The following is a 21,495-nucleotide window of genomic DNA, read 5'->3' on the forward strand; positions in this document are numbered from 1 at the left end:
CCCTCGCCAACAGCACCGCAAGAGCATCCCAAATCAAAACATAGACAAACCTTAATTGCGTCCGCAGTGTAGGCGCAATTAAAACCGTTTTTAACGTTCGCACAGGCCGTGCGGGCTAGAGGATTTTTATGGCAAGAAAAACTGATAAATTGGCTGTTGCGGAATTCCCGCTCATCGACGAAGCCCTGCTCAAATCGCGGATATACACCATTCGCGGGGTCAAGGTGATGCTCAATGCCGACCTGGCCGAGATTTACGGGTATACGACCAAAGCATTCAATCAGCAGGTCAAGAATAATATCGAAAAATTCGATGACGATTTCCGGTTTCAGTTGACGAGGACGGAATATCGCGAAATTCTAGGGTCAAAATTTTTGACCCTAGAACAGGGAAAATACTCAAAAACCAGTCCCTACGCCTTTACCGAGCAGGGCATCTACATGCTCATGACTGTGCTCAAGGGCGAACGGGCTACCGCCCAAAGCAAGGCTCTTATTCGCCTTTTCAAGCAGATGAAGGACTGCATTGTGGAAAACCAACAGTTAATTGGGGTTGATTTGTTCTGCTCAAAATATAGCCCTGCCGATAAGGACGAGGTGTAAAAAACATGTATTTCAATGTGTATTGTAATGTGTATTGACAAGTGTATATACATTTTCTACAATAGGGAGGGTCTGCAATAACTGTAAGGAGAGCTCATGAAGATGAAGTGCAAAAAGTGCAAGAAGGTTAGGCTGCCCAAGGGGTTCAAGCTGGTTGACGATTTCTTGTCTAAAGAGGAAATCGAGGCGCTCGAGAACGATACCACGATGAGGGATCCGATGGTTATCACCGGTGGTCATGAGTCGGAGACGTTGGAGGAATCCATTGCGCGCATCAGCCGCGCCATTGCCGAGGCCAAGGAAGAAAAGAAGATGTATTCCATAAGGCTCAAGGTCAAGACGGTGGAATCGATCAAGCGCAAGGCCGCCGCCGCGGGCATCCCCTACCAGACTTACGTGAACGTGGTGCTCGATAACGCTGCTTCCGCCTAATTTTTCTATATTTCCGTGTGTTTAAGGCCATGCCTTATAATCCATTTGACACAAGAAAAGGAACGCTATGCCAGCTTTTGATCCGAATGCGAAAAAGATGCTGATTTCGGGAAACGAGGCCATCTCGCTTTCCATGCGCCACTGCAACGTGCAGTTTGCCGCAGGCTACCCGGGAACCCCCTCCACCGAAATCCTCGAGGACTATTCTGAACTCGGCGGGTATGCCCAGTGGGCCCCGAACGAGAAGGTCGCCGCCGAAGTGGCCCTGGGTGCAGCCTTTGGCCATGCCCGCAGCGTGGTCACCATGAAGATGGTGGGCCTCAACGTGGCAAGCGACGTGCTCTACACCGCGACCTACACGGGCGTGGATGGCGGCATGGTTTGGATCGTTGCCGACGACCCGGGCCAGGGCAGTTCCCAGAACGAACAGGATACTCGCAACCACGCGAAGGCGTCCGTTTGCCCGATGTTCGAGCCCAGCAACTCCCAGGAAGCCTACGACTTCTTCCGCATTGCCATGCAGACCAGCGAAAAGTTCAAGATTCCGGTAATCCTCCGCATGACGACCCGCGTGGACCACTCCAAGTCCATCGTCGTCCCGAAGGAAGAGCTCCCGGCGATGGTGCCGAACTTCGAACGCAACATCGCCCAGCACGTGATGGTGCCCGGCTTCTCCAAGCCTGCGGGCCGCAAGCTCCGTGCCAAGATGGACGAGATGGAAGCCTGGAACGTGGCCGAAGGCCCGAACAAGGTGGAAATGCGCAGTGCCGACATGGGCATTATCACGAGCGGCATCAGCTACCACCACGTGCGCGAAGCCGCCCCGGAAGCAAGCATCCTCAAGCTCGGCATGACCTACCCGCTGCCGATGCAGCTCATCAAGGATTTCGCGAAGAAGTTCGAAGGCAAGCGCTTGCTCGTGATTGAAGAAAACGACCCGTGGCTCGCCGAGAACATCAAGGCCGCGGGCATCCAGTGCGAAAGCAAGTTCGACCCGATTTTCCGTTTCGGCGAACTCGACGTGAACCGCGTGCGCCGCATTATCGCTGGCGATCGCAATCCGGACCCGGTTCCGGTGAAGGGCAAGCCGCCTATGCTCTGCCCGGGCTGCCCGCACCGCAGCTCTTTCGCGGTTCTCAAGGAACTCGACTGCATCGTTTCCGGCGACATCGGTTGCTACACGCTGGCAGCCCTTCCGCCCATCAGCGCGATGGACTACATGATTGACATGGGTGCCGCTATCGGCATGGGTATTGGCCTGCGCAACGTGCTCCCGCGCGAACAGGCCAAGAAGGTCGTCTCCGTGATTGGCGATTCCACCTTCGTGCACAGCGGCATCACGGGCCTCGTGGAAGCGGGCTACAACCGCCCCGACACCGGCCATGTGGTCGTCATTCTCGACAACAGCATCACCGCCATGACGGGCCAGCAGGAACACCCGGGTACGGGCCGCCACCTGGACCACAGCCCGGCTTACAAGCTTGACTACGGTGCCATCGCTAAGACTGCCGGTTTCGATAACGTATACGAAGTGAACCAGGTCAAGGAACCCGAGAAGTTCAAGGAACTTGTGAAGGACGCTCTCGAGAAGGACGAGCTCACGCTCATCGTGGCGAAGAGCCCCTGCATTCTTGCCCTCAAGAGCATCCTCGCCTGGGACAAGGCCAACAAGGAAAAGGCGGAAAAGGCTCTCGCGGAGTCCGAAGCCGCCGCAAAGAAAAACGGCAACTTTTAACGGAGATTAATTTGTATGAGCGTAGTTAACGTGAAATTTGCCGGCCTCGGTGGCACAGGCGTTATCAAGGCGAGCGACGTGATGGCGGAACTCGTGTTCGAACAGGGTTACGACGTGAAGAAGGCCGAAGTGCACGGCATGAGCCAGCGCGGCGGTTCCATCGCAAGCGACGTCCGCTTTGCGAAGGGCGAAGAAGTTCAGTCCCCGATGATCCCGACGGGCGAAGCCGACTACCTGGTGGTATTCGACGAGACGCAGGTCGTGGTGAACGAGGCCTTCCTCAAGCAGGGCGGCGTGCTCCTCACTCCGGCGGACATCGATGTCTCGAAGCTCGAGAACGTGAAGGCCCTGAACGTCGCGATGCTCGGCAAGCTCAGCAAGCATTTCGACTTCACGGTGGACCAGTGGACGGTCGCTTTGAACAAGCTCTTCGCCGAAAAGTTCCACGAAGGCAACAAGAAGGCGTTCATGCTCGGCCGCGAAGGGTAAACTACATTCCGTGAAGGATGGTGTCGAAGATTTCTTCGAGCCTTTCGTTCTGCTTCACGGTGTCGTAATCGCTTTCGATCTTGGCCCGTGCGGCGGCACCCATCCGCGTCCGCAAACTGTAATCGCTCGCCAGTGCGTCCATGCATTCGGCGAGCTTTTCTGTATCCCGCTGGCCGACAAGCATCCCGGTCCTGCCGTCGTCGATGATTTCGGGAAGGCCGCCACAGAACGTGCCGATGCTCGCCATCGCGCTCGCGCCCGCTTCCTTGAGCACGATGAGGCCTGAATCGCGGTCGTTGTTCTTCGCGACAATGCAGGGCGCCACGAGCACGTCGTAGTTTTCGAGCAGGGCGGGCATCAGCTGCGCATTGACGCTGCCCTTGAAAATTACCTTGTCGGCGATTCCGAGTTCTGTGGCGAGGCTTTGCAACTGCTCTTGCAATGGGCCCTTGCCGATGAGCGTGAGGGTCGATTCCTTGTGTTTATCTGCAATCTTTGCGAAGGCGCGGATGCCGTACTCGAATCCCTTCTTCTCGACCTGGCGGCCGATCATCAGGAATTGCGCGGGGCGTTCGGGACGTGTGAAGGGCGTGAAAGCCGACGTGTCGACACCAAGCCTGTGAATCTGGATTTTGCTTTCGGGTGCACCCAGCTGCACGAGACAGTCGGCAAGTTCCTGCGAGGCGGGCAGCAGCAGCTGAGCCGTCTCGAACATGCGCTTGTAAGTGCGCTTGTAGAAAAGGTAGTCAACCGGGATCCGCTCGTTCAGGAGGATTCCGACATCGACTCCGTGGAGCGTCACGACAAGCGGGACGTCCGCCTTGTTCGCGGTCGCGGCGACAAGCGCCCCGTTGGTGCCGAAATGCGCATGCACGAACTTCGCTCCGCTCTCGCGGATGGTACGGACAAACTTGCCGCTCGGCAATGCCGCATAGTAGAGCGCACGTTCCAAGGCGCCAAGCGAAGTCACATGGTCGTAGGGGAAATTTTCCCTCGCGGGGTTGAGACCGCGAGCGAGCACGTAGGGTTCGTATCTACAGGCATGCTTCACCTGGTCGTAGATAAAGGTCTCGCTGTAAGGGAGCCAGTTGCCAATCGCCATCGCATAAGGAATCTTTGCCATGCTTACGTCGCCTGCCTTTGATGGAGAAGTTCGCGGATTTTTGCAACGCAAATTTCGGTGTGGGTCGGTTCCAGGTTCGGGAAAATCCTGTTCTTGTAGTATTCAATCTTCGGGATGTACGGGCTTCTGTCCTTCCATGCACCCGACGATATAAATTCCGCAAGCTCATCGACGGTCTTCACGTCCTTACCGAGGACGAGTTCGTCGAGAGGGATGTAGAAGGAGCGCTTGCGGGTGTACCGCTCGATATCGAAGGCGAACCTCACGAACGGGCGGTCAAACAAAAGCCAGTCGATGATGATGCCGGAGTAATCCGATATAAAACATTCAGCCGTCGGCAAAATGCTCCCGATTTCTTGTATGTCGCGAATTTCAAAACAAGGCGCAATGCCTTCAAAGGATTTCTTCCCCGAATTGATGTGCCTTACCAGCGTAAACGTCGTGCCCGTACTTTCGAGATACTGCCGGAGTTTCGCATTCTGCAGCATCTCTATTTCCATGCGGTCAAGCTGTTCGGCATCTACGGGGTCGTCGCGGAATGTCGGAAACCAGAGAATCCTCTTCTCGGGCTTGCCTCGCGCAGCGAGAATGAACTTGTCCACATGGGGGCACCCGCAATTCGCGATAAAAGCATCTGGCGACCTGAAGGGCATCGACATGATGAGCATCTCGCGCTCGTATTCGGAACCGAGAAGCATGTAGTCGAAATTGACTACTTTCTTTTGCATCTGGCGGCGTTTCTTTTCGCTCCAGGTGGCGGCGGCGGGGACGGCAAAATAGCCCGTCTTGGTAAATGAATGCCCGTGGTTCAGGTAGAGCCGCAAACCGGCGCACTTCCTGAAGTATCTGAAGAACTGGTCGATATCGTCTTCGCCGTGGGAATACATCACGACAGGCGCCTTTATCATGGCAAGCCTCGCCTTCCAGGAATTCCTGCGCAATACCTTGTAGCCCTTGCCCTCGAGTTCCCGCGTCAACGACTTGTTTCCAGAAATCCAGATGATTTTCTGGTCGGTCGATTCAGCTACGTAGCGGTGGACGGCAGCGGCATTGTCCTCGTAAATTCTCCCGCGGTGGCCGCCGATGACCCACGGGCACGCAGCCTTGGCCCTGCACTCCGCATAAAGGGGCGCAAGCATCCTGAAGAACATGGCATGCAGGAAATCGAACGGATAGCCGACAAGGAACGACCAGGAATATTTCATACGTGCTAAAAATATTAAATTTGATTCCGATGTCGGACATCAAGACAGACCAAAAATACCTTGTCAAAAGCGCGTTCCTCAATCTGGCGGGTACGGCGCTCAAGGTCATCGCCCCGCTTTTGATGATCGTGGTGGCGCGCGTGTTCGACAAGGCGCTCTTCGGCGTCTATGTCTCTACCCAGCTGTGGGTGCTCACGATGAGCCGCGTGGCGGTTCTCGGCCTCGACAAGGGCCTCCACCGCTACATTCCGCAGAATATCGTGCAGGGGCGCGACAGGTTCGAGGGCATCATGGAATCCGTCAAGCGCACGGTGCTCTTCTCCGTCATCCTCACGGCAGCCGTGCTGATTGCCGCCTATTTCGGCCTGCACAAGCTCTCGAGCGGCCTTGCCATGCTCTCTTCCACGGAAATTTCCATCTACATCCTCTCACTCGTACCCTGGTCCTTCCTCCACATTTTCGCGGGCGCCTCCGAAGGAAACCGGAATCCGCAATACAAGATTTTCATCAACGACTTTGCTGTATCGGCTCTTGCGCCGGTCATCGGGCTAGTCCTCTTCTACGCATCGTTCCCGCAGACGCTCGCCCTGCCGGTGGGCCTCTTCGTCGCAAACTGCCTCGGCGTAGTCTGCTACCTTTACCTTATCCGCAAGCAGTTCCCCGAGATGCCGTGGCGTCCGCGCAAGGGCCTTTCCAAGGACCTGCTGAACTATTCCATCCCGCTCGGCTTTTCGGAAGTGGTCACCTCGTTTCTGCTCCGCATGGACCTGTGGATGGTGCTTGCGCTGCTCGGCCCCGAAGCGGCGGGCATCTACGCCGTGATGGTCACCATCTCGAACGGCCTCAAGACCATACGCCAGAGCTACAACCCGATCCTCCTCCCCGTTGTCGCGGGGATGACTCCCGAACGCCTCAAGACAGACCTCAAGCCCGTTTTCAGCTACTGCGTCTCGATGGTGACGCTGATACAGCTCGGAATCGGATTTTTCATCGTGCTCTTCCCGGAACAGACGATGATGATTGCGGGCAAGTCGTTCATTACCGAAGAAAACCCCGTCGCCGTGCTCGGCATCCTCATGATCGGGAACCTGATCAACGGCATGTTCGGCCTTGCAGGGCCGGTCATCAACGGGCTCGGACGCAGCAAGTTCATGCTCCTCATGAACGTGGTCTCGCTCGTGTTCGCCATCGCCATGAACTACCTCCTGATTCCGCGGCTCGGAATCGCGGGCGCGGCGCTTTCCTCGATGGGCTACCAGATCCTACAGGCAGTATGGATGAACATCTACGTCTACCGCATGATAGGTTTCTGGCCCTACAAGTGGACCCTCTGGATTCAGGGAATCTGGATCGCCCTCCTCACGGCGCTTTACGTTGTTCTAAATAACGGTTTCGAGCCCGGCCTCCTGACGAAGGGCGTCTTCTACGGCATCGCCCTCCTCCTTATCCTCGCGACCTTCTACTTCCAGGGATTGGGCGGCAAGAACCCCAAAAAGAACCGGTAATGCCGGATTCCGGCCTTCCCGGGCCAAAATTATGCAATCCGGGGCCCCAAATATTTATACTTTGTGCACGATGGCACGGTTTTTGCAACAATTATCGCGACTGCTCTTGCAACAGCTCCCGGCACGGCTTCTGCATCACCCTCAGAAGGCCGTTTCCGCCCTCCTGATGGCGGCGTGCTTCGCCATGCTCATGGGCTGCGAAGAAATCGAAGAGGAGAAGCCGTGGATCCATGTGGACCGTCCGCAGATGCTCTTTACCGACACGACGCTTTTGGACTGCTACGACAAGGATGTCCTCTCCTGGAAAATGAAGACGGCCTACCTCGAACGCTGGGCCGACAAGGAAGTGGTTTTCGTGCGCCCGGTGCTCGTGGATATCTACGATTCGGTCGGCGAGCGCGTCGCGTTCCTGCGCGCGGATTCCGGACGCATGGACATGAAGTTCACCTACGTGTACGCCTACGGCCACGTGTATGCACTGACCCCGAAGGGAGCTTCCGTCCGTGCGGATTCGCTCCTCTGGAACAAGGGCGACAACCTGGTCAAAACCGACAGCTACGTGCGCGTGGTTTCCGAAGATGGCGACGTGCTGCAGGGCAAGGGATTCGTGAGCGACGCGCACATGGACAACTGGAGGATACTCTCGAACGTGACGGGCATATTCCAGGACGCGGCGAAGCGCATGAAGGAAGAAGACAAGAAGCAGGCGGAAGAACTCGAGAAGAAGCCTCCCGCGCCGCCTCCTGCCGCGAGGGGCCCTGTGCCCGGAGCAGGCGGTGCCTCCCCCGCCACGAAGGGAGCGTCCGCAATCCAGTCGCCGCCGCGGGGGAACAAGTGAAGCGCCTCCCCATCATATTCCTGATGCTGTTGCTGCTCGCCACGGCGGATGTCTTCGCGCAGAGTTCCCCGCTCATCATGAAGCACGCGGACAGCCTCGCTGTCGCCCGCAAGCGGGGGTCCCTGCTGTTGCAGGGCCGCGTGCTCTTCGTGCACGACAGCGTCCGCTTCCGCACGCAGCGCGCCACCTGGAACAAGGATTCCGAAGTCGTGCAGTGCGACGGCGGGTTCCTCTTCACGCACCCCTCCGGGTACATACAAGCTAGCAATGGAATCTACCGCAAGAAACAGGCTCTCGCGACCGCTTCCGGGAATGTCGTATCCGGGGATTCCCTCAACACCTACCTTTTCAAGGGCGAGATGCTGGAATACGACCGCGAAAACGAGATCCTCACGATGCCCGTTCAGCCGAAACTTTTCCAGTTCGAGAAGCAAAAGGACGGCACCGTCGATACGACTACCATCGAGGCGCGCAAAATCATCTACAACAAGAAATACTCCTTTGCCGAAGCTTACAACAACGTAAAGGTGACGCAGAAGGACATGGTCGTCACCTGCGACACGGGCTATTTCGACCGCGCGAACGGATGGCTCTCGATGAAGGGCAACCCGACGTTCGACATGAAGAACTACCACCTCACGGGCGATTCCATCTTCCTCGTGATCGACGAGGCGAAAAAGACGCTCAAGTCGGCACTCGTCATCAGGAACGCGCACGGCATATCGAAAGAGGACCCGAAGAGAAACGCCCCCGGCAACGTGACCGAAGCCTTCGGCGACACGCTCTTCTGCGAATTCAAGGACAACAAGATCGAACGCCTCTACGTGAACCTGAACGCGAAGGGGTTCTTCTACGAGACCGACCTTCCCGACTATCGCAACCTCATGGACGGCAACCGCCTCGACCTCTTCTTCAACAAGGGCAAGATGGACCACGCCATCGTTTCGGGCAAGGCGCAGAGCACCTACTTCTACATCAAGAAAGACCGCACCGTCTCGGGCAAGAACGAGGCGGCGGGAGACACCATCAACATCGTTTTCGACCCCCTCAAGAACGCGGTAAAGACGCTCCGGCTGCTTGGCCGCGGCACCATGGCGAGCGGACGCTACGTGGACCTCGAGAAGGAACAGCGCAACAAGGCCGCCAAGGAGCGTGTGACGCGGGATTCGCTCGCAAAGGCGGGCATCACCGCGGATTCCGCAGCGACAGCCCGGCAGAAGCCGCACATGCGGACCATGACGCGCGAAGAGAGGAAGGCGGAAACCGACGCCCGCAACGCTCGACGCGCAAGGCGCGCCGCAAAAGGCCGGCAACCCACAACCGAAAATGCGGAGGAAAAGAAGCCATGAAGAACCTGGTAAGCACAATCCGTACAGACAAACTGCGCAAGGTCTACGGCGGACGTCAAGTCGTAAGCGACGTCTCCATCAGCGTTTCGCAGGGCGAGATCGTAGGCCTCCTCGGCCCCAACGGAGCCGGCAAGACGACATCGTTCTACATGATCGTGGGCATGGTTCGCCCCGACGCGGGCCACATTTTCCTCGACGATATCGAGATGACCGACAAGCCCATGTACAAGCGCGCACGCCTCGGCGTGGGCTACCTCCCGCAGGAAGCATCCATCTTCCGCAAGCTCTCGGTCGAAGACAACATCATGGCCATCCTCGAGACGCAGGGGCTCAAGCGCCGCGAACGCAAGATGCGCCTGGAACAGCTACTCGAGGAATTCAAAATTACACACATCCGCAAGACGAAATCCATGAGCTGCTCCGGCGGTGAACGCAGGCGCCTCGAAATCGCACGCGCGCTCGCGAGCGACCCGTCGTTCCTGCTTCTCGACGAGCCCTTCGCTGGCATCGACCCGATTGCCGTCGCCGACATCCAGTCCATCATCTCCGGGCTCAAGGAAAAGGGCATGGGCATCCTCATTACCGACCACAACGTCCGCGAGACGCTGTCCATCACCGACCGCGCCTACATCATGTACAAGAGCCAGGTGCTGACGGAAGGTTCCTCGGAATACCTCGCTAACGACCCCGAGGCAAGGCGCATCTACCTGGGTGACAGTTTCCGCCTGGATTAGGAGCACGCGATGAATATGGGAATGCAGCTGGGACAATCCCAGCGACTCGAACAGACGATTTCGCCGCAGATGCTGCAGTCGGCGACCATCCTCCAGAAGACCTCGCAGGAACTGGAGAGCGCCATCGTGCAGGAAGTGGAATCGAACCCGCTCCTGGAACTCGACGACGAAATCCCGGAAAGCCTGCCCGAAACCCGCGACTCCGAGAACCAGGGCGAAGACGAATACGCCTCGGGTTCTTCCGACGACATGGCGAAAGAAGTCGAGTTCGAGTCGGGATCCCTCGAAGACAGCGCCGACATGGACTACGACATCCTCGAGAACACGACGAATTCCGACATGGAACGCCGTCTCTCCGACGGCACCGCCGATACCGATGCCCCGTTCAAGGACCTGAACAGCGCCCCCGCCGACCCCGACGAACTCTGGGACCGCCCGCAAAAAGACCGCGACCAGAGCCTCCAGGACAACCTGAGAAACCAGCTGCGCGACTGGAACGGCACGAGGGAACTCTTCAAGCAGCTGAAGCAGGCGGGCTGTTCGGAGCAACGGTTCCGCGACCTGGTGCAGTACCTTATCGACAGCCTCGACGAGAACGGATTTTTGCAGAGCGCCCCCGACGAGGCCATGGTAAAAATCCTTTCGGACAACGACAAGTTCGTCGTGGAGGCAGAACGCGTCATCCGCGGCGAAATCCCGCTCGAAAACGCGAGCCTCCCCGTGGCCGAGGCGATACACGTGCTGCAGACGTTCAAGCCGCTCGGCATCGGCGCGCGCAACCTCCAGGAATGCTTCCTCATCCAGGCACGCGCCTGCGACAACTTCCCGAAAGTCGCACTCGAAATCGTCGAGAACCATTTCGAGGACCTCATGGCGCTCCGCTACACAAAGATTGCGAAGAGCATGGCGCGGAGTACGGAAGAAGTGCAGAAGGCGATAACGTCGCTCTCGAAATTCTCGCCGCATCCGGGACGCCAGATTTCGAACGCGCCGCTCCAAATCAAGAATGCCGACATGAGCGTCGTCGAAAAGAAGGGGCGCTTCGAAGTCGAATGCACCAAGGCCGCATCCCGCATTACCAAGCGGCTGCACGTGAACAAGCTTTACGCCGACATGCTGAACGACAAGGGGCTGGACAAGGATACCCGCGAATACATCAGCAACAGCAAGCGCAAGGCCGAGGAATTCATCAGCGCAGTCAACGGCCGCTTCAGCACCATGGAACAGGTGATGCGCGCCATCGTCAAGCGCCAGGAGGCCTTCTTCAGGGGTGGCCCCGCGTTCCTCAAGCCCATGATCCTCCAGGATATCGCCGACGAGGTGGGGCGCGACCTTTCGACCATCAGCCGCGTCACCAACGGCAAGTACGTGGACACCCCCTACGGAATCTACGAGCTCAAGCAGTTCTTCACTTCGGGCGTGCGCAAGCAGGCGACGCAGGCCACGGACGTTCCGGCAGCGGACGGCGGCACCCAGGCGGCAGGAGAAGAAATCATCGGCTCCGCGCAGATTCTCGACGCCATCAAAAAGCTAATCGACAACGAGGACAAGAAGAAACCGCTTTCGGACCAGGCCATCGCCGACGCGCTCAACTCGATGGGGCTCGGGGTCGCACGCCGCACCGTGGCAAAATACCGCGAGACAGAACTGAAGATTCTGCCCGCGCGTTTCAGAAAAAGCGTGTAGAAAAACTAAAGGACGAACTTGATAACGACGTTTATCACCACGATGGCGATAACGGTCAGACAGCCGCAGCCGAGGCAGGTATCCTTAAAGCTGGTCTTCTCCTCTACGACACGCGGCTGGGTATTGGGTTGACGGAATACGCCATCAGGCACTTCCTCGCCACCTTCGTCGGGAACGTCATCGTCCTCGCCTTCCCCATCTTCCTCATCTTCATCATCGTCATCACCGTCATCTTCGGCGAGCTCGATTGACACGGTCGCCCCGTATAGATCCTCGAAGACACTCTTCATTGTTTCTGCTTCGTTTCTGGAAACCGATTCTGCAATGACACTGCCCGGATTGTCGACGCATTCTTCGGCTTCATCGGAATCCATTCCAATGTCTGCTCTTGTGAGTTCCTCGATAATTTCCTGCCTATTGTCAGGATTGACTTCCATTAGGAATACGTCGTAGAGGTTGTCATCGATTTCGGGCTCATCGAATTCCTCTATGGAAACAGTCGCGCCGCTAGCCTCGATTTCCTTTTTTGCCTCTTGCGCTTCTTCCATGGTAAGCCGCGCCGCAACAATGGAATCAGGGGTGTCGACGTAGCGCTTGGCTTCGGAGAGGCCGATTTCGTAGAGGGAGCGGATTTTCTTGAGGACATCCATCTTCCTTGCCGGATCCACCGACTTGAGGTGGATGGCGTAGACTACCTCGCCTTCCTCTTCGTTATCGTCGTCTTCGACCGCTTCCACGTTTTTTGTAACGGCAGCACTTACTTCGGCGGCTTCCTGCTTTGCGCCGCACTTGGGGCAGAACTTCGCTCCGTCCTTTATAGTGGCTCCGCACTGGATACAAAAGGCCATACTCTACTCCTTCATGATTTTCGACTTGAGTTCTTCAAAGGAAACATGTGCGTCAAGGACAGGGATATCGATCTTGCCGCTCAGGATGTTGAAGAAGAACGGTACGATATGCGCGAGGTTCAGCGGGTCGGAAGCGCTTCCGTCTTCCTTGATGAGGGAATACGACTTCAGCAGCTGGGGGCCGAGGCTCGCCGCGGTAATCAGGAAATGATTTTCCATCTTCTCGAAGTTCACGAGGTCGGCGACAATAATACGGGCCGCCACGGAGTAGCTGTTGACCACGTACTGGTTGCCGTCCTTGTCCGACAGGTTCATGTACTGGGCGTCTTCCTGGAGGTTCATCTCGATGCGACCCGTGTTCGGCTTGGAAGCCTCTCCCTTGAAGAGGGAACCGAGATCGGCCAGGGAGATGTTGTTGAAGATGGTGCCCGGAATCTGTTCGATGGGTTCCACCGAGAACGATGTCGGGTACAGCATGTAGTTGATGCCTTCCGCCTTCACGTGCGACGAATTGAAGAGCCCGACGATGGAATTCTTGATAGTCAGGTTCTTCGAGGCAAAGACGCCACCGAGCACGACCGAGTTCTCGAGCGTCACCGTCTCGGCGAAAATGCTACCGGCGACAAAGCAGTTCTTCAGCGACACCTTGGGAGCGTTCACATCCGAGCCGAAAACGACGCGACCCGAATTGACGAGGGCCGAGATACGGTCGGAACTTCCGACCGCCTTCGTGAACAGCACCGTGTTCTTGCTGGTGGCGAGCACGTAGATTTCGCTTTCCGCGAATACCGACTTCGCAAAGCGCGTCGGGCCGCTTTCCACCTGCAGCTTGTCGGCATAGACGGCGCCGTCGATTTCCACGTTTCCTTGGACCGTCACGTTTCGCTTCAGTTCCTTGGTGCCGGTAGGGATAATGGAAGATTTGACACGGTTGTCCTTGAGGATAACGTCGTTGCTACCGATGCGGATGTCTGTCATGTCACTCATTTTGATTCTCCGATTTTAAAATTTCAGTTTGCCCCGTCCTGCTTCCACAGGCGATTGATCATCTCGGCAACCCTATTGTTCTTGTTCCTGTTCGCCTCTTCCGTGCCGTCCATCCATTTCTCGGTTTCCGACTGGAAGTAGAAATCCATCTTTTCCTTTTCCTCGCTTGACAGCGGCATTTCTTCCTTGTCAATTTCCTCGAGAACCCTCTTCGACATTATCTGTCGCAGGTTGAACGGAATATCCGATGGAATCTTGGCTTCGGTATAGGTTTCCTGGGTATCGAACCTGTCAGCCGTCACACCCATGACCGGAACATAGGTAAAGTTCTTTTGCTCCGTCGGTTCTCCATGGACAATCGCCTGCATGTAATTCTCGTATTCCCTTTCCTGGTCGAGTATGGTCGAGATACCGGCGATGGCCTCCTGGATGCGGCGGCGCAGCGAAGAAATTTCCAGCTGAATCTGGTAGGCCGGATTCTCTTCCGCAGAGATAAGGGTTCCTGCAACACCCGACTTGATGAACCGCTGCGCAAGGGCGTTCTTCCCTGCCGCATTGGCTTCAAATGCAGGCGCATCGAGGCTACGGATGCGACGGTTCAGCGCTTCGTCCAGGCCGTCGAACAGTTCCAGATACTGCCTGCTGATGCGGGAATAGTCCCTCTCCATGGTCTCCTTCTGGACAGCGACCAGCTTCGATATCGAATTGATCCGCGCGAGCAGGGCCTCGAACTTGCTGTACATCTCGGCGAGCTGCTGCGAAATCTCGGATTTCACCATGTTGTAGAAGCCGCTGACAATCGTCTGCGAAATCTTTTCGCCAGACTTCTTGATGGTTGCAACCTGGGCCGCATTCATGGCAGCCACGGAGCCCGTCAGTTCCGTCACCGAATTGCGGCAATCCCTGGCCGATTCATTGAAGGGGGCATCGTCCACATACAAGTCGACATTCACGTCCAGGTAGTCCTTGTCCGCGACTTCGACGGCCCTATGCCGGGTACGCACGGGACTGTTCTGTCCGCCACCACCGAGGTATTCGGTGATATACTCGGTGTGCGTAGGCACCTGGACGCTAAAAGACTTGCTACCGGCCTTGTAACTCATGTGTTACCTCCGGTAACCCATGATTGCAGGTCGCTCGCGGCGAACATCTTCTTCACTTCCTCCGCGATGCGCGGGTTCAGCGATGCAAATTCAGGAAGCGCCGTCATCGCCTCAAACAGGGCGTTCCTCTTCTCCTCGGAAGAGTTGTCCCACGATGCGTTCCTCGCGCTCTCGAGGCAGGTAGTCGTAATCGTGCCGCGTTCTTTCAACCGGCCGTCTTCCGGCAGGGTCACGTTCCATACGTTGGAATCCTGCTGGTGAAGGCTTTCTGCTTCCGAAACCACTACAGGAACGTATTCCATGGCCGGAGTCTCCAGGGCCCCATCGCACATGATGGGCTTCATCTTGCTCTCGTAATCCTTCTCCTCTTCCATGGTTCCGGAAAGGCTGTCCAGCGCCATGTTCGCATGCTTCTTCAGTTCCGCGTTGATGAACATCTGTGAAGCCGGCAGCGATTCCTTCGCGTAGCAGATGGCCGATGCCACGTTCTTCGTGGTGGACTTGAAAATCAGGCTCTTCTTCTTTTCGGAAAGGTTGACCGCGGGCTTGTTGAGTTCCGTGATGCGGTTTTTCAGATTCTTGTCGAGCGTCCTGAACGTTTCGATATAGCGGCGGCTGATACGCTGGTAGTCCACCTGCGCCGTGAGGAGAATCTCGTGAATCTTCTTCGAGATGCTCTGCATCAACGCGAGCTTGGAATTCGCCGCATTCTCGTGAACGGCGAGCTTCTGGCTAATCTGCGACGCAATCAGGGAATAGAATCCGTAGTTCACGTTCTCGCAAATCTGCTTTGCCGACCTCTTTTCCTGGGCGATAACCGCAGCTTCCATTGCAACCACGGCTCCCGTCGTCCTGTCGACGGAAGAGGTTACCTCGTCCACCTTCCGCGCGAGAGGCCGCACGTCGATGGTGATGGCTTCGGTATGGTCGGCTCCGAATGACGAAAACAGACCCATAATCAAGCCTCCTCGTTATCTATCTGCGCTCCGCACTCTTCGCAGAACTTGGAACCGGCCGGGATCTTGGCCCCGCATTCCGTGCAGAACACGAATGCGCCCGCTTCCGCACTGGAAGCATCCCCGGATTCTTCCTCCGCAGCGGCTTCCACATTTTCCTCCGCAGCGGAAGCGGCGGTATTTACAGCGGTATCTGCGGCAGCCACATCCTCTGCGATGGGAGCATCCTCTTCGGCGGGCAACGGTTGCACTTCCTTCTCTTCGACACCCATATTCTCGTACTTTTCGAGAATCGAGTCCACTTCCTTGATGAGGTTCAAGGAGAAGTCTTCCATCATGTCCTCGGACACCTGCGGCTCGGGCGGCAGTTCCGCGTTCGCAGCCGTATAGGCGTTGATGGCCAGCAGCGACCTGCGGCGGTCATCGAGTTCCTGGACGCTGTCGGAAGACACGGCGATATCCTTCGCCTCGGCATCGCGCAGCGTCGCCTCGAAGTATTCCACATACTTGAAGCGTTCCGACTTCTGCTGGATATCCTCGGCCACGCGGTCCATGTATTCGGAGAATTCCTCCTGCTGGCGCCTGCACGCCGCAGCCTGCACTTCCATGGCAGCGAGCGCTTCCGCCTTCTTGTCCTTGACCTGCACCTCGCCTGCGGCAAGCGAACCGCTCTGCTTCATATCGTCGAGCGACTGCTGCAGCGCCTTGTACGTATTCAGCGCCGTCATGAATTCCGAGTTCGCGCTCATGAAGTCGCGGATAAGGTCCTGGGCGGCGGCACGGTTTCTTGCGTTGAAGTCGTCCGCGTCACGATGCCACTGCATCAGGTAATCCGTCTTCTGGTTCTCGATATCGTTGTACACGTCGAGACGGTCCTTGCGGTTCTCTTCCATCAGGTTCTCAATAAGCGGCGCGAACACTTCTTCCTGAATCTGGTTCATGGAGAACGGCATGCTGGTTCTCGAGCCGTCCTCGGCAAGCCAGACGGACTGGAACAGGTCATACTTCACGCGCGAAGAAGCCTGCAGGTTGAACGGCTTGTAGGAAGTCGAATCTTCCTTGAAATCGAAGGCCACGTTCCGGATGCGCTCGATTTCTTCGGCTTCCAGGACGGGAGAATACTGGTTGTAGGCGGCCTTCAATACGTTTGCGAAGATGCCGTTGCAGTAATCGATCAGCTTGTCGCAGCTGCTCGCCTTGCTGGCCGAAATCACCTGGATGGATTCGCCCAGGGTCTTCATCAGGGCCTTGTAGTAATCGACATGGCTTGCGCCGCTGGAGGCATCGCTCTGTTCCATGTTCTTCTTCATGATATTGATATCATTGAACACCTTGAGCGACGTATCGAACTTCTTCTCGTCGAACACGTTGACGACCGGATGTCCGGCCGGAGCCTCGCTTGTCGCGAAATTCTTGAGGAAGTTGTCTTCCTTGGAATTGGGCTTCACGAGCGGAAGCGACACCGACTTCCTTTCGCTGTCACCGAGCAGGTAGCGGATATTTCTCACCTGCCTGTCGATGGAGCTCATGTAGTCGTGCATCGTCACGTTCTGCATCGAGGTCGAATAGTCGGCCGTATCGATCTGTTCCGTTTCGTCGGAACCTTCCACGACCGGAATCTTCTTGATTTCCTCGGCCACGGAATTGAGAGTCTCGTTCCATTCTTCCGGCTTGCGAATCGTGGAAAGGCTGAACTTCGTCTGTTCCGTCCCTTCGGTAAGGTCCACGGAGATATGTCCGTTTCCAAACGGCACGTTCATCTCGACCGGGACATAGGCCACGCCAATCTTCGAGACCTTGTAGTCGCGACGGATATCGGCCTTCGCCTGTTCATAGGCGAGAATCTTCTGTTCCGCAGCCTCGACCTTCTTCCCGAGACCCGACAGCTTGACCGCGAACACGATGATGAAGACGACACCCAGGATCATGAGGAAGACGCCCCCGCCCACGGAGGTCGTCGCGGCAAGGATAATACCGCCGATGGCCACCAGGATAAAGATGACGAGGCCCACGATGCTCGGAGTCTTGCTGTCCTTGATCCGGTTTATCTCGTTCCGGGTCTCGTCGATTTTCGATTCAAGTCCCATTTCTTCCGTGACGATTTTTTCGGCAGCGGTCTTATAGTAGTTGAACAGGATTTTGGCCTGGTCCTGGTAGATGTTTTCGGATTCCGCGAATATTTTTCCGGTCATGTTCTAATCCTTGTTTAACTCTAGTTCTTGTAGATAAGTTTTCTCGCCTGGAGCAGGCCAGCAAACGCGTTGATAGCATTCTGGATCTCATCGGCAGACGCCCCGCCCTGCTTGCAAAGGGAGCGCAGTGCAGAAAGGGATTCTACCATCTGGGCCTCGTAATCGAAAGCCTCGGCGCTGTTCGCAGGCGAAAGGTAGCGCAGGTCATTTTTGATTTTTGCGATAGCGTTCTTCTGCTCGGCCGGAATAGACGCATTGGCCGCGCATTCGACTTCCAGCAGCTGCGACTGCGAACGGAGCTGCGCAATCCGCGAAAACTCCTGCGTCTCGCGCTGCTTGACGGAGCCAATCTGGTGCGCGACCAGGCAGCCGAAGAACATCTTCACCATGAAGGCAAAGAATAGGATGAGCTGAATGACGACCACCGCGTAGAAAATCAGGTCGCTGTAGTGAGCCGCCTGCTGCATGATTTCGCTGTTCTCGCCCACCACCTTCTCGATCCAGTCCTTTGGCAGCCCCATGAACCAGCCAATGACTATATTGCGCGAGATGACAAAGATCAGAAGCGCAATCGAGGAGGCGCAGTAAGCGGTTATCGCAAACCACGACGCGGTATAGGCGGCAATCGCCTTTTCCACGTTCTCCGTCTTCGGCAGGATGCTGAAGAACGTGAACGGAGCCATCACCATGACATACATCACAATGATGGAAATGCATGTGAATATGAACTCCCTAGAACACTCGCCATCGCCATGGACGAGGAACAGGGCCAGTATAATCACTCCAAGCCCGAAAGCGAAAATAAATGCTCTAAAAAAGTTCAGCATGTTTACCTCAGTTTGTTGCCGCAGTTGGGGCAGAATTTAAGGGTCGGGGAAACGGCCTGTCCGCAGCGGGAGCACTGGTTGCCACCCATGCCTCCTGCTACCATCGGATCTGCCGAGGCAAGCGGAGTGCCGCAGCTGACGCAGCGACGGGCCTTCGGGCTGTTGTCGCTTCCGCACTTCGGGCACGGCCTGTACTGGTTGCCGCAGAAGGGGCAGAACTTCGATGTCGAAGGGAATTTCTTCGCACATGCGGAACAGAACACTTCGCGGGGAACGGCCGCCATGCCGCCAGTCGCACCGGGCATCATGCCAGCGCCACCCGGCGCCATGCCCTGATTGGCAGCCATCAGCTGGGTCGGGTCGTTTACCGGGTTCATCACGGGGGCACCCTGCATCATGCCGGCTCCCATTCCACCGCCCATGCCGCCACCCATCATCAATGCCATGCCGAGCATTCCCATCTCGCCGCCATTGTTGATAGCGTTATTCGCGGTGTCGAACGCCTGCTGCTGAGCCCAGCTGTAGCCAGCGATATTCTGCGTTGTACGCGCCGTCATCGCTTCCATCACCTTGCGCCCGTCTTCCGTCGTTTCGTCCACATCGATGGAATCGATGTTGAAGGACCTGAGCGAGATGCCGAACCTTTCGAGGAACTCGGCTGCAGGCTCCTTCATAAAGTTGGAGATGTCTTCCAGATAGGCAGAAATGTTCATGATGCTCAGGCGGTTCGTCTGCATGTACTTGCTTACGAAACTGTTGAGCTTCATCGTGAGTTCGGCCCACATGACATTGCTCAGGTCGACAACGCTGAACGACTTTGCCGTCTTGACGACCTCGGTGAGGAAGCACTCGGCGTTAGTAACCTCGATTCCAAAGCGGCCCTGCGAAATGACCGGGATACGGGCGTTGTAGCCGGGATCGTATATGTTGAACTTCTTCGTAATCCAGGGGATTGTCGGGGGGATGCTCTTGTTCACGAACACGACCACCGACTGGAACGGATTCTTACCACCGAACGGTATTCCGAACAAATTCCTCAGGAGCGGCAGGTTCTCGGTACTGAGCGTGTGCTTGCCAGGGCCAAACTTGCCTAGTATCTGTCCCTTCGAAAACAGAACTGCTTCCTGGGACTCGTTGACGATAAGTTGCGTGAATGTGCTGAGATTTTCTTCAGGATACCTATAGGCAAGCGCGTTGTTGTCAGGCGGCTGCCAGGATATAGAATCGATAATGGCCATGTTTATTCCTCTTCTTCGTAGGGAAAATGTATACTTAAAGTAACAAAATATCTAATCGTAATTTTAATGTTTATAAAATTTTACAATCAAGCGTTCGCCCACTCTTCTCTCCCCGTAACGCCTTATTCCAACTAGGACGATTTTTTTTGCGAAAAAATGAATTTTCACTTGTTTTTTTGCCCAAAAAAGATGTATATACTCTAAATGCGAGGCAAAAAAAGGCCCTGCAACAGTAAAATACAACGTAACACTACTTATACGGAGGTATTCATATGGATATTCAGTTTTCTGCTCGCCACTTTAATGCATCTGCCGGTCTCCAGGACCGAATTCAGGAAGAAATGGACAAACTGGCCAAGTTCTACCCGAACATCACGGGAGCCTCCGTCATCCTCGACCACGAAGTGGAACACCAGCGTCACTGCGAAATCTCCGTGAAGATTACGGGTAACGTCGTGGTCGCCTCGGCAGACGAGGAAAACATGGGCAAGGCCGTCGACGTCGCCCTCGAACGCGTCAAGGTGCAGCTCAAGAAGGCCAACGACAAGCAGAACGATCACCGCGCACAGCCCGTTTCCGACCTCGCATAAGCCGTGCCCGAATCCAGATTCAAAGATCTCAACATCCTGCACCGGGAAAAACTCCCGGTGCGGGGCTTTTTTGATAATTACGGCAAGGACCTCCAGCTCGCGCAATATTCTCCCGACGAGGACCTCGATACAAGCATCGCGGAAAGCGGCATCCACCGTCCGGGGCTTGCCATGGCGGGCTACACCAAGGTCTACAGTTCCGAACAAATTCAAGTCGTAGGCCACACGGAATGGAACTACCTCGAAAGCCTCGGCCCCGAGGGCCGCAAGAAGGTGTTCGACTCCCTTTCCGTATTCAGGGCCCCGATGTGGGTGGTGACGCATGCGCAGAAACCGCACGACGAACTCCGCGACATGTGCCACAAGCTCCACATCCCGCTGTTCTCGACCACCCTCCACACCTACGAGTTCAACAAGGGCGCCCAGCGCATCCTCGAAGAATATTTCGCACCGCATGCCGTCATCCACGGAAGCCTCGTCGACGTCTACGGCATCGGCATGCTCTTCGTGGGCGACAGCAACGTCGGCAAGTCCGAATGCGTGCTCGACCTCGTCGAAAGCGGCCACCGCATGGTTGCAGACGACGTTGTCCACATCAGCCACGTCGGCAACGCCATTATCGGCCGCCCCGACCCCATCGTCCGGCACCACATGGAAATCCGCGGAGTCGGCCTCCTCGACATCCGTTCCATGTTCGGCATCCACGCCATCCGCAAGGTGAAAAAGATCGAAGTCATCGTTGAGCTCCAGCCCTGGCAGCGCGACGCGCGCTACGAGCGCACGGGCCTCAACGAGTTCGACGAATCCATCATGGGAGTCAAAATTCCCAAGGTGGTGCTGCCCGTGGCGCCCGGCAAGAACCTGACCGTGATTTCCGAAGTTATCGCAATGAACACGCTCATGAAGATGAACGGGCAGAACGTCGCGAAGGATTTCAACGAAAACCTGATGCAGAGGATCAAGGCGAAGGGCAAGTGCGGCGAACCCGCGTTCGAAATGGACATAGACCAGTGGTCGCTCTACGAATAGGCGAATCAAATATCTATCTTTCTGCCG

19 protein-coding genes and 1 pseudogene are annotated in these 21,495 nt (G+C 56.3%); 11 read left to right on the plus strand and 9 right to left on the minus strand.

The features are described from left to right. Positions 1 to 128: 128 nt before the first annotated feature. From B4B27_RS07375 to B4B27_RS07390, 4 genes and pseudogenes are all read left to right on the plus strand, one after another. A pseudogene (locus tag B4B27_RS07375) lies at positions 129 to 548 on the plus strand (ORF6N domain-containing protein); the annotation flags it as partial. 150 nt (positions 549 to 698) lie between these two features. Next, positions 699 to 1,034 (plus strand): CopG family antitoxin, encoded by a 336-nt coding sequence (locus B4B27_RS07380; protein WP_290725186.1) that lies wholly within the window; start codon positions 699 to 701, stop codon positions 1,032 to 1,034. A gap of 67 nt (positions 1,035 to 1,101) precedes the next feature. Beyond that, on the plus strand, positions 1,102 to 2,769 hold the full coding sequence (locus B4B27_RS07385) for a thiamine pyrophosphate-dependent enzyme (protein ID WP_290725188.1): 1,668 nt from the start codon (positions 1,102 to 1,104) through the stop codon (positions 2,767 to 2,769). 15 nt (positions 2,770 to 2,784) lie between these two features. After that, positions 2,785 to 3,258 (plus strand): 2-oxoacid:acceptor oxidoreductase family protein, encoded by a 474-nt coding sequence (locus B4B27_RS07390; protein ID WP_072807646.1) that lies wholly within the window; start codon positions 2,785 to 2,787, stop codon positions 3,256 to 3,258. Between the two features lies 1 nt (position 3,259). On the opposite strand, the gene B4B27_RS07395 is transcribed toward B4B27_RS07390, so the two are convergent. Continuing rightward, positions 3,260 to 4,381, minus strand: coding sequence for a glycosyltransferase (locus B4B27_RS07395; RefSeq protein ID WP_290725192.1), 1,122 nt, complete (start codon positions 4,379 to 4,381; stop codon positions 3,260 to 3,262). A gap of 2 nt (positions 4,382 to 4,383) precedes the next feature. Then, positions 4,384 to 5,586 (minus strand): CDP-glycerol glycerophosphotransferase family protein, encoded by a 1,203-nt coding sequence (locus B4B27_RS07400; protein WP_290725195.1) that lies wholly within the window; start codon positions 5,584 to 5,586, stop codon positions 4,384 to 4,386. Between the two features lie 2 nt (positions 5,587 to 5,588). On the opposite strand from B4B27_RS07400, the gene B4B27_RS07405 reads away from it, so the two are divergent. From B4B27_RS07405 to rpoN, 5 genes are all read left to right on the plus strand, one after another. Then, positions 5,589 to 7,091 carry an oligosaccharide flippase family protein gene (locus B4B27_RS07405; protein ID WP_290725198.1) on the plus strand — a complete coding sequence of 501 codons (1,503 nt, stop codon included), beginning with the start codon at positions 5,589 to 5,591 and terminating at the stop codon, positions 7,089 to 7,091. A 70-nt stretch (positions 7,092 to 7,161) separates the two neighbouring features. Then, complete coding sequence (gene lptC / locus B4B27_RS07410) at positions 7,162 to 7,929, plus strand: LPS export ABC transporter periplasmic protein LptC (protein WP_290725201.1); 768 nt, start codon at positions 7,162 to 7,164, stop codon at positions 7,927 to 7,929. Further along, positions 7,926 to 9,278 carry a hypothetical protein gene (locus B4B27_RS07415; protein ID WP_290725203.1) on the plus strand — a complete coding sequence of 451 codons (1,353 nt, stop codon included), beginning with the start codon at positions 7,926 to 7,928 and terminating at the stop codon, positions 9,276 to 9,278. The genes lptC and B4B27_RS07415 overlap by 4 nt, the downstream gene beginning before the upstream one ends. Then, a complete protein-coding gene (gene lptB, locus B4B27_RS07420; protein WP_173365098.1) occupies positions 9,275 to 10,012 on the plus strand; it encodes an LPS export ABC transporter ATP-binding protein in 738 nt (245 codons plus the stop codon). Before B4B27_RS07415 ends, lptB begins: the two co-directional genes overlap by 4 nt. 9 nt (positions 10,013 to 10,021) lie before the next feature. Continuing rightward, a complete protein-coding gene (rpoN, locus tag B4B27_RS07425; RefSeq protein WP_290725206.1) occupies positions 10,022 to 11,698 on the plus strand; it encodes an RNA polymerase factor sigma-54 in 1,677 nt (558 codons plus the stop codon). A gap of 5 nt (positions 11,699 to 11,703) precedes the next feature. Here the strand turns inward: rpoN and B4B27_RS07430 are convergent, their stop codons facing one another. The 7 genes from B4B27_RS07430 to B4B27_RS07460 are packed head-to-tail and all read right to left on the minus strand — an operon-like array spanning position 11,704 to position 19,849. Then, entirely contained in the window at positions 11,704 to 12,546 is an 843-nt protein-coding gene (locus B4B27_RS07430; RefSeq protein WP_290725209.1) for a ribosomal protein L7/L12, read from the minus strand. Between the two features lie 3 nt (positions 12,547 to 12,549). After that, positions 12,550 to 13,533: a hypothetical protein gene (locus B4B27_RS07435; protein ID WP_173365095.1), complete on the minus strand. Its 984-nt coding sequence runs from the start codon at positions 13,531 to 13,533 to the stop codon at positions 12,550 to 12,552. A gap of 23 nt (positions 13,534 to 13,556) precedes the next feature. Further along, positions 13,557 to 14,636, minus strand: coding sequence for a hypothetical protein (locus B4B27_RS07440; protein WP_290725212.1), 1,080 nt, complete (start codon positions 14,634 to 14,636; stop codon positions 13,557 to 13,559). Then, on the minus strand, positions 14,633 to 15,592 hold the full coding sequence (locus B4B27_RS07445) for a hypothetical protein (protein ID WP_290725214.1): 960 nt from the start codon (positions 15,590 to 15,592) through the stop codon (positions 14,633 to 14,635). Before B4B27_RS07445 ends, B4B27_RS07440 begins: the two co-directional genes overlap by 4 nt. A 2-nt stretch (positions 15,593 to 15,594) precedes the next feature. Then, positions 15,595 to 17,784, minus strand: coding sequence for a zinc-ribbon domain-containing protein (locus B4B27_RS07450; RefSeq protein WP_290725217.1), 2,190 nt, complete (start codon positions 17,782 to 17,784; stop codon positions 15,595 to 15,597). 20 nt (positions 17,785 to 17,804) lie between these two features. Beyond that, entirely contained in the window at positions 17,805 to 18,611 is an 807-nt protein-coding gene (locus B4B27_RS07455; RefSeq protein ID WP_173365092.1) for a hypothetical protein, read from the minus strand. Between the two features lie 2 nt (positions 18,612 to 18,613). Then, positions 18,614 to 19,849 carry an SPFH domain-containing protein gene (locus B4B27_RS07460; RefSeq protein ID WP_173365091.1) on the minus strand — a complete coding sequence of 412 codons (1,236 nt, stop codon included), beginning with the start codon at positions 19,847 to 19,849 and terminating at the stop codon, positions 18,614 to 18,616. Positions 19,850 to 20,121: 272 nt separating this feature from the next. On the opposite strand from B4B27_RS07460, the gene hpf reads away from it, so the two are divergent. Both hpf and hprK read left to right on the plus strand, forming a co-directional pair. After that, positions 20,122 to 20,439, plus strand: a complete 318-nt coding sequence (gene hpf, locus B4B27_RS07465; protein ID WP_173365090.1) for a ribosome hibernation-promoting factor, HPF/YfiA family — start codon at positions 20,122 to 20,124, stop codon at positions 20,437 to 20,439. Positions 20,440 to 20,442: 3 nt separating this feature from the next. Then, positions 20,443 to 21,468: an HPr(Ser) kinase/phosphatase gene (gene hprK, locus B4B27_RS07470; RefSeq protein ID WP_173365089.1), complete on the plus strand. Its 1,026-nt coding sequence runs from the start codon at positions 20,443 to 20,445 to the stop codon at positions 21,466 to 21,468. Positions 21,469 to 21,495 lie beyond the last annotated feature (27 nt).

This window comes from Fibrobacter sp. UBA2449 (assembly GCF_002342555.1).
GTDB lineage: Bacteria > Fibrobacterota > Fibrobacteria > Fibrobacterales > Fibrobacteraceae > Fibrobacter.

Coding starts and splice junctions, on each gene's coding strand:
- B4B27_RS07380 (WP_290725186.1), top strand. CDS start 699: ATGAAGATGAAGTGCAAAAAGTGCAAGAAGGTTAGGCTGCCCAAGGGG.
- B4B27_RS07385 (WP_290725188.1), top strand. CDS start 1,102: ATGCCAGCTTTTGATCCGAATGCGAAAAAGATGCTGATTTCGGGAAAC.
- B4B27_RS07390 (WP_072807646.1), top strand. CDS start 2,785: ATGAGCGTAGTTAACGTGAAATTTGCCGGCCTCGGTGGCACAGGCGTT.
- B4B27_RS07395 (WP_290725192.1), bottom strand. CDS start 4,381: ATGGCAAAGATTCCTTATGCGATGGCGATTGGCAACTGGCTCCCTTAC.
- B4B27_RS07400 (WP_290725195.1), bottom strand. CDS start 5,586: ATGAAATATTCCTGGTCGTTCCTTGTCGGCTATCCGTTCGATTTCCTG.
- lptC (WP_290725201.1), top strand. CDS start 7,162: ATGGCACGGTTTTTGCAACAATTATCGCGACTGCTCTTGCAACAGCTC.
- lptB (WP_173365098.1), top strand. CDS start 9,275: ATGAAGAACCTGGTAAGCACAATCCGTACAGACAAACTGCGCAAGGTC.
- rpoN (WP_290725206.1), top strand. CDS start 10,022: ATGAATATGGGAATGCAGCTGGGACAATCCCAGCGACTCGAACAGACG.
- B4B27_RS07430 (WP_290725209.1), bottom strand. CDS start 12,546: ATGGCCTTTTGTATCCAGTGCGGAGCCACTATAAAGGACGGAGCGAAG.
- B4B27_RS07435 (WP_173365095.1), bottom strand. CDS start 13,533: ATGAGTGACATGACAGACATCCGCATCGGTAGCAACGACGTTATCCTC.
- B4B27_RS07440 (WP_290725212.1), bottom strand. CDS start 14,636: ATGAGTTACAAGGCCGGTAGCAAGTCTTTTAGCGTCCAGGTGCCTACG.
- B4B27_RS07445 (WP_290725214.1), bottom strand. CDS start 15,592: ATGGGTCTGTTTTCGTCATTCGGAGCCGACCATACCGAAGCCATCACC.
- B4B27_RS07450 (WP_290725217.1), bottom strand. CDS start 17,784: ATGACCGGAAAAATATTCGCGGAATCCGAAAACATCTACCAGGACCAG.
- B4B27_RS07455 (WP_173365092.1), bottom strand. CDS start 18,611: ATGCTGAACTTTTTTAGAGCATTTATTTTCGCTTTCGGGCTTGGAGTG.
- B4B27_RS07460 (WP_173365091.1), bottom strand. CDS start 19,849: ATGGCCATTATCGATTCTATATCCTGGCAGCCGCCTGACAACAACGCG.
- hpf (WP_173365090.1), top strand. CDS start 20,122: ATGGATATTCAGTTTTCTGCTCGCCACTTTAATGCATCTGCCGGTCTC.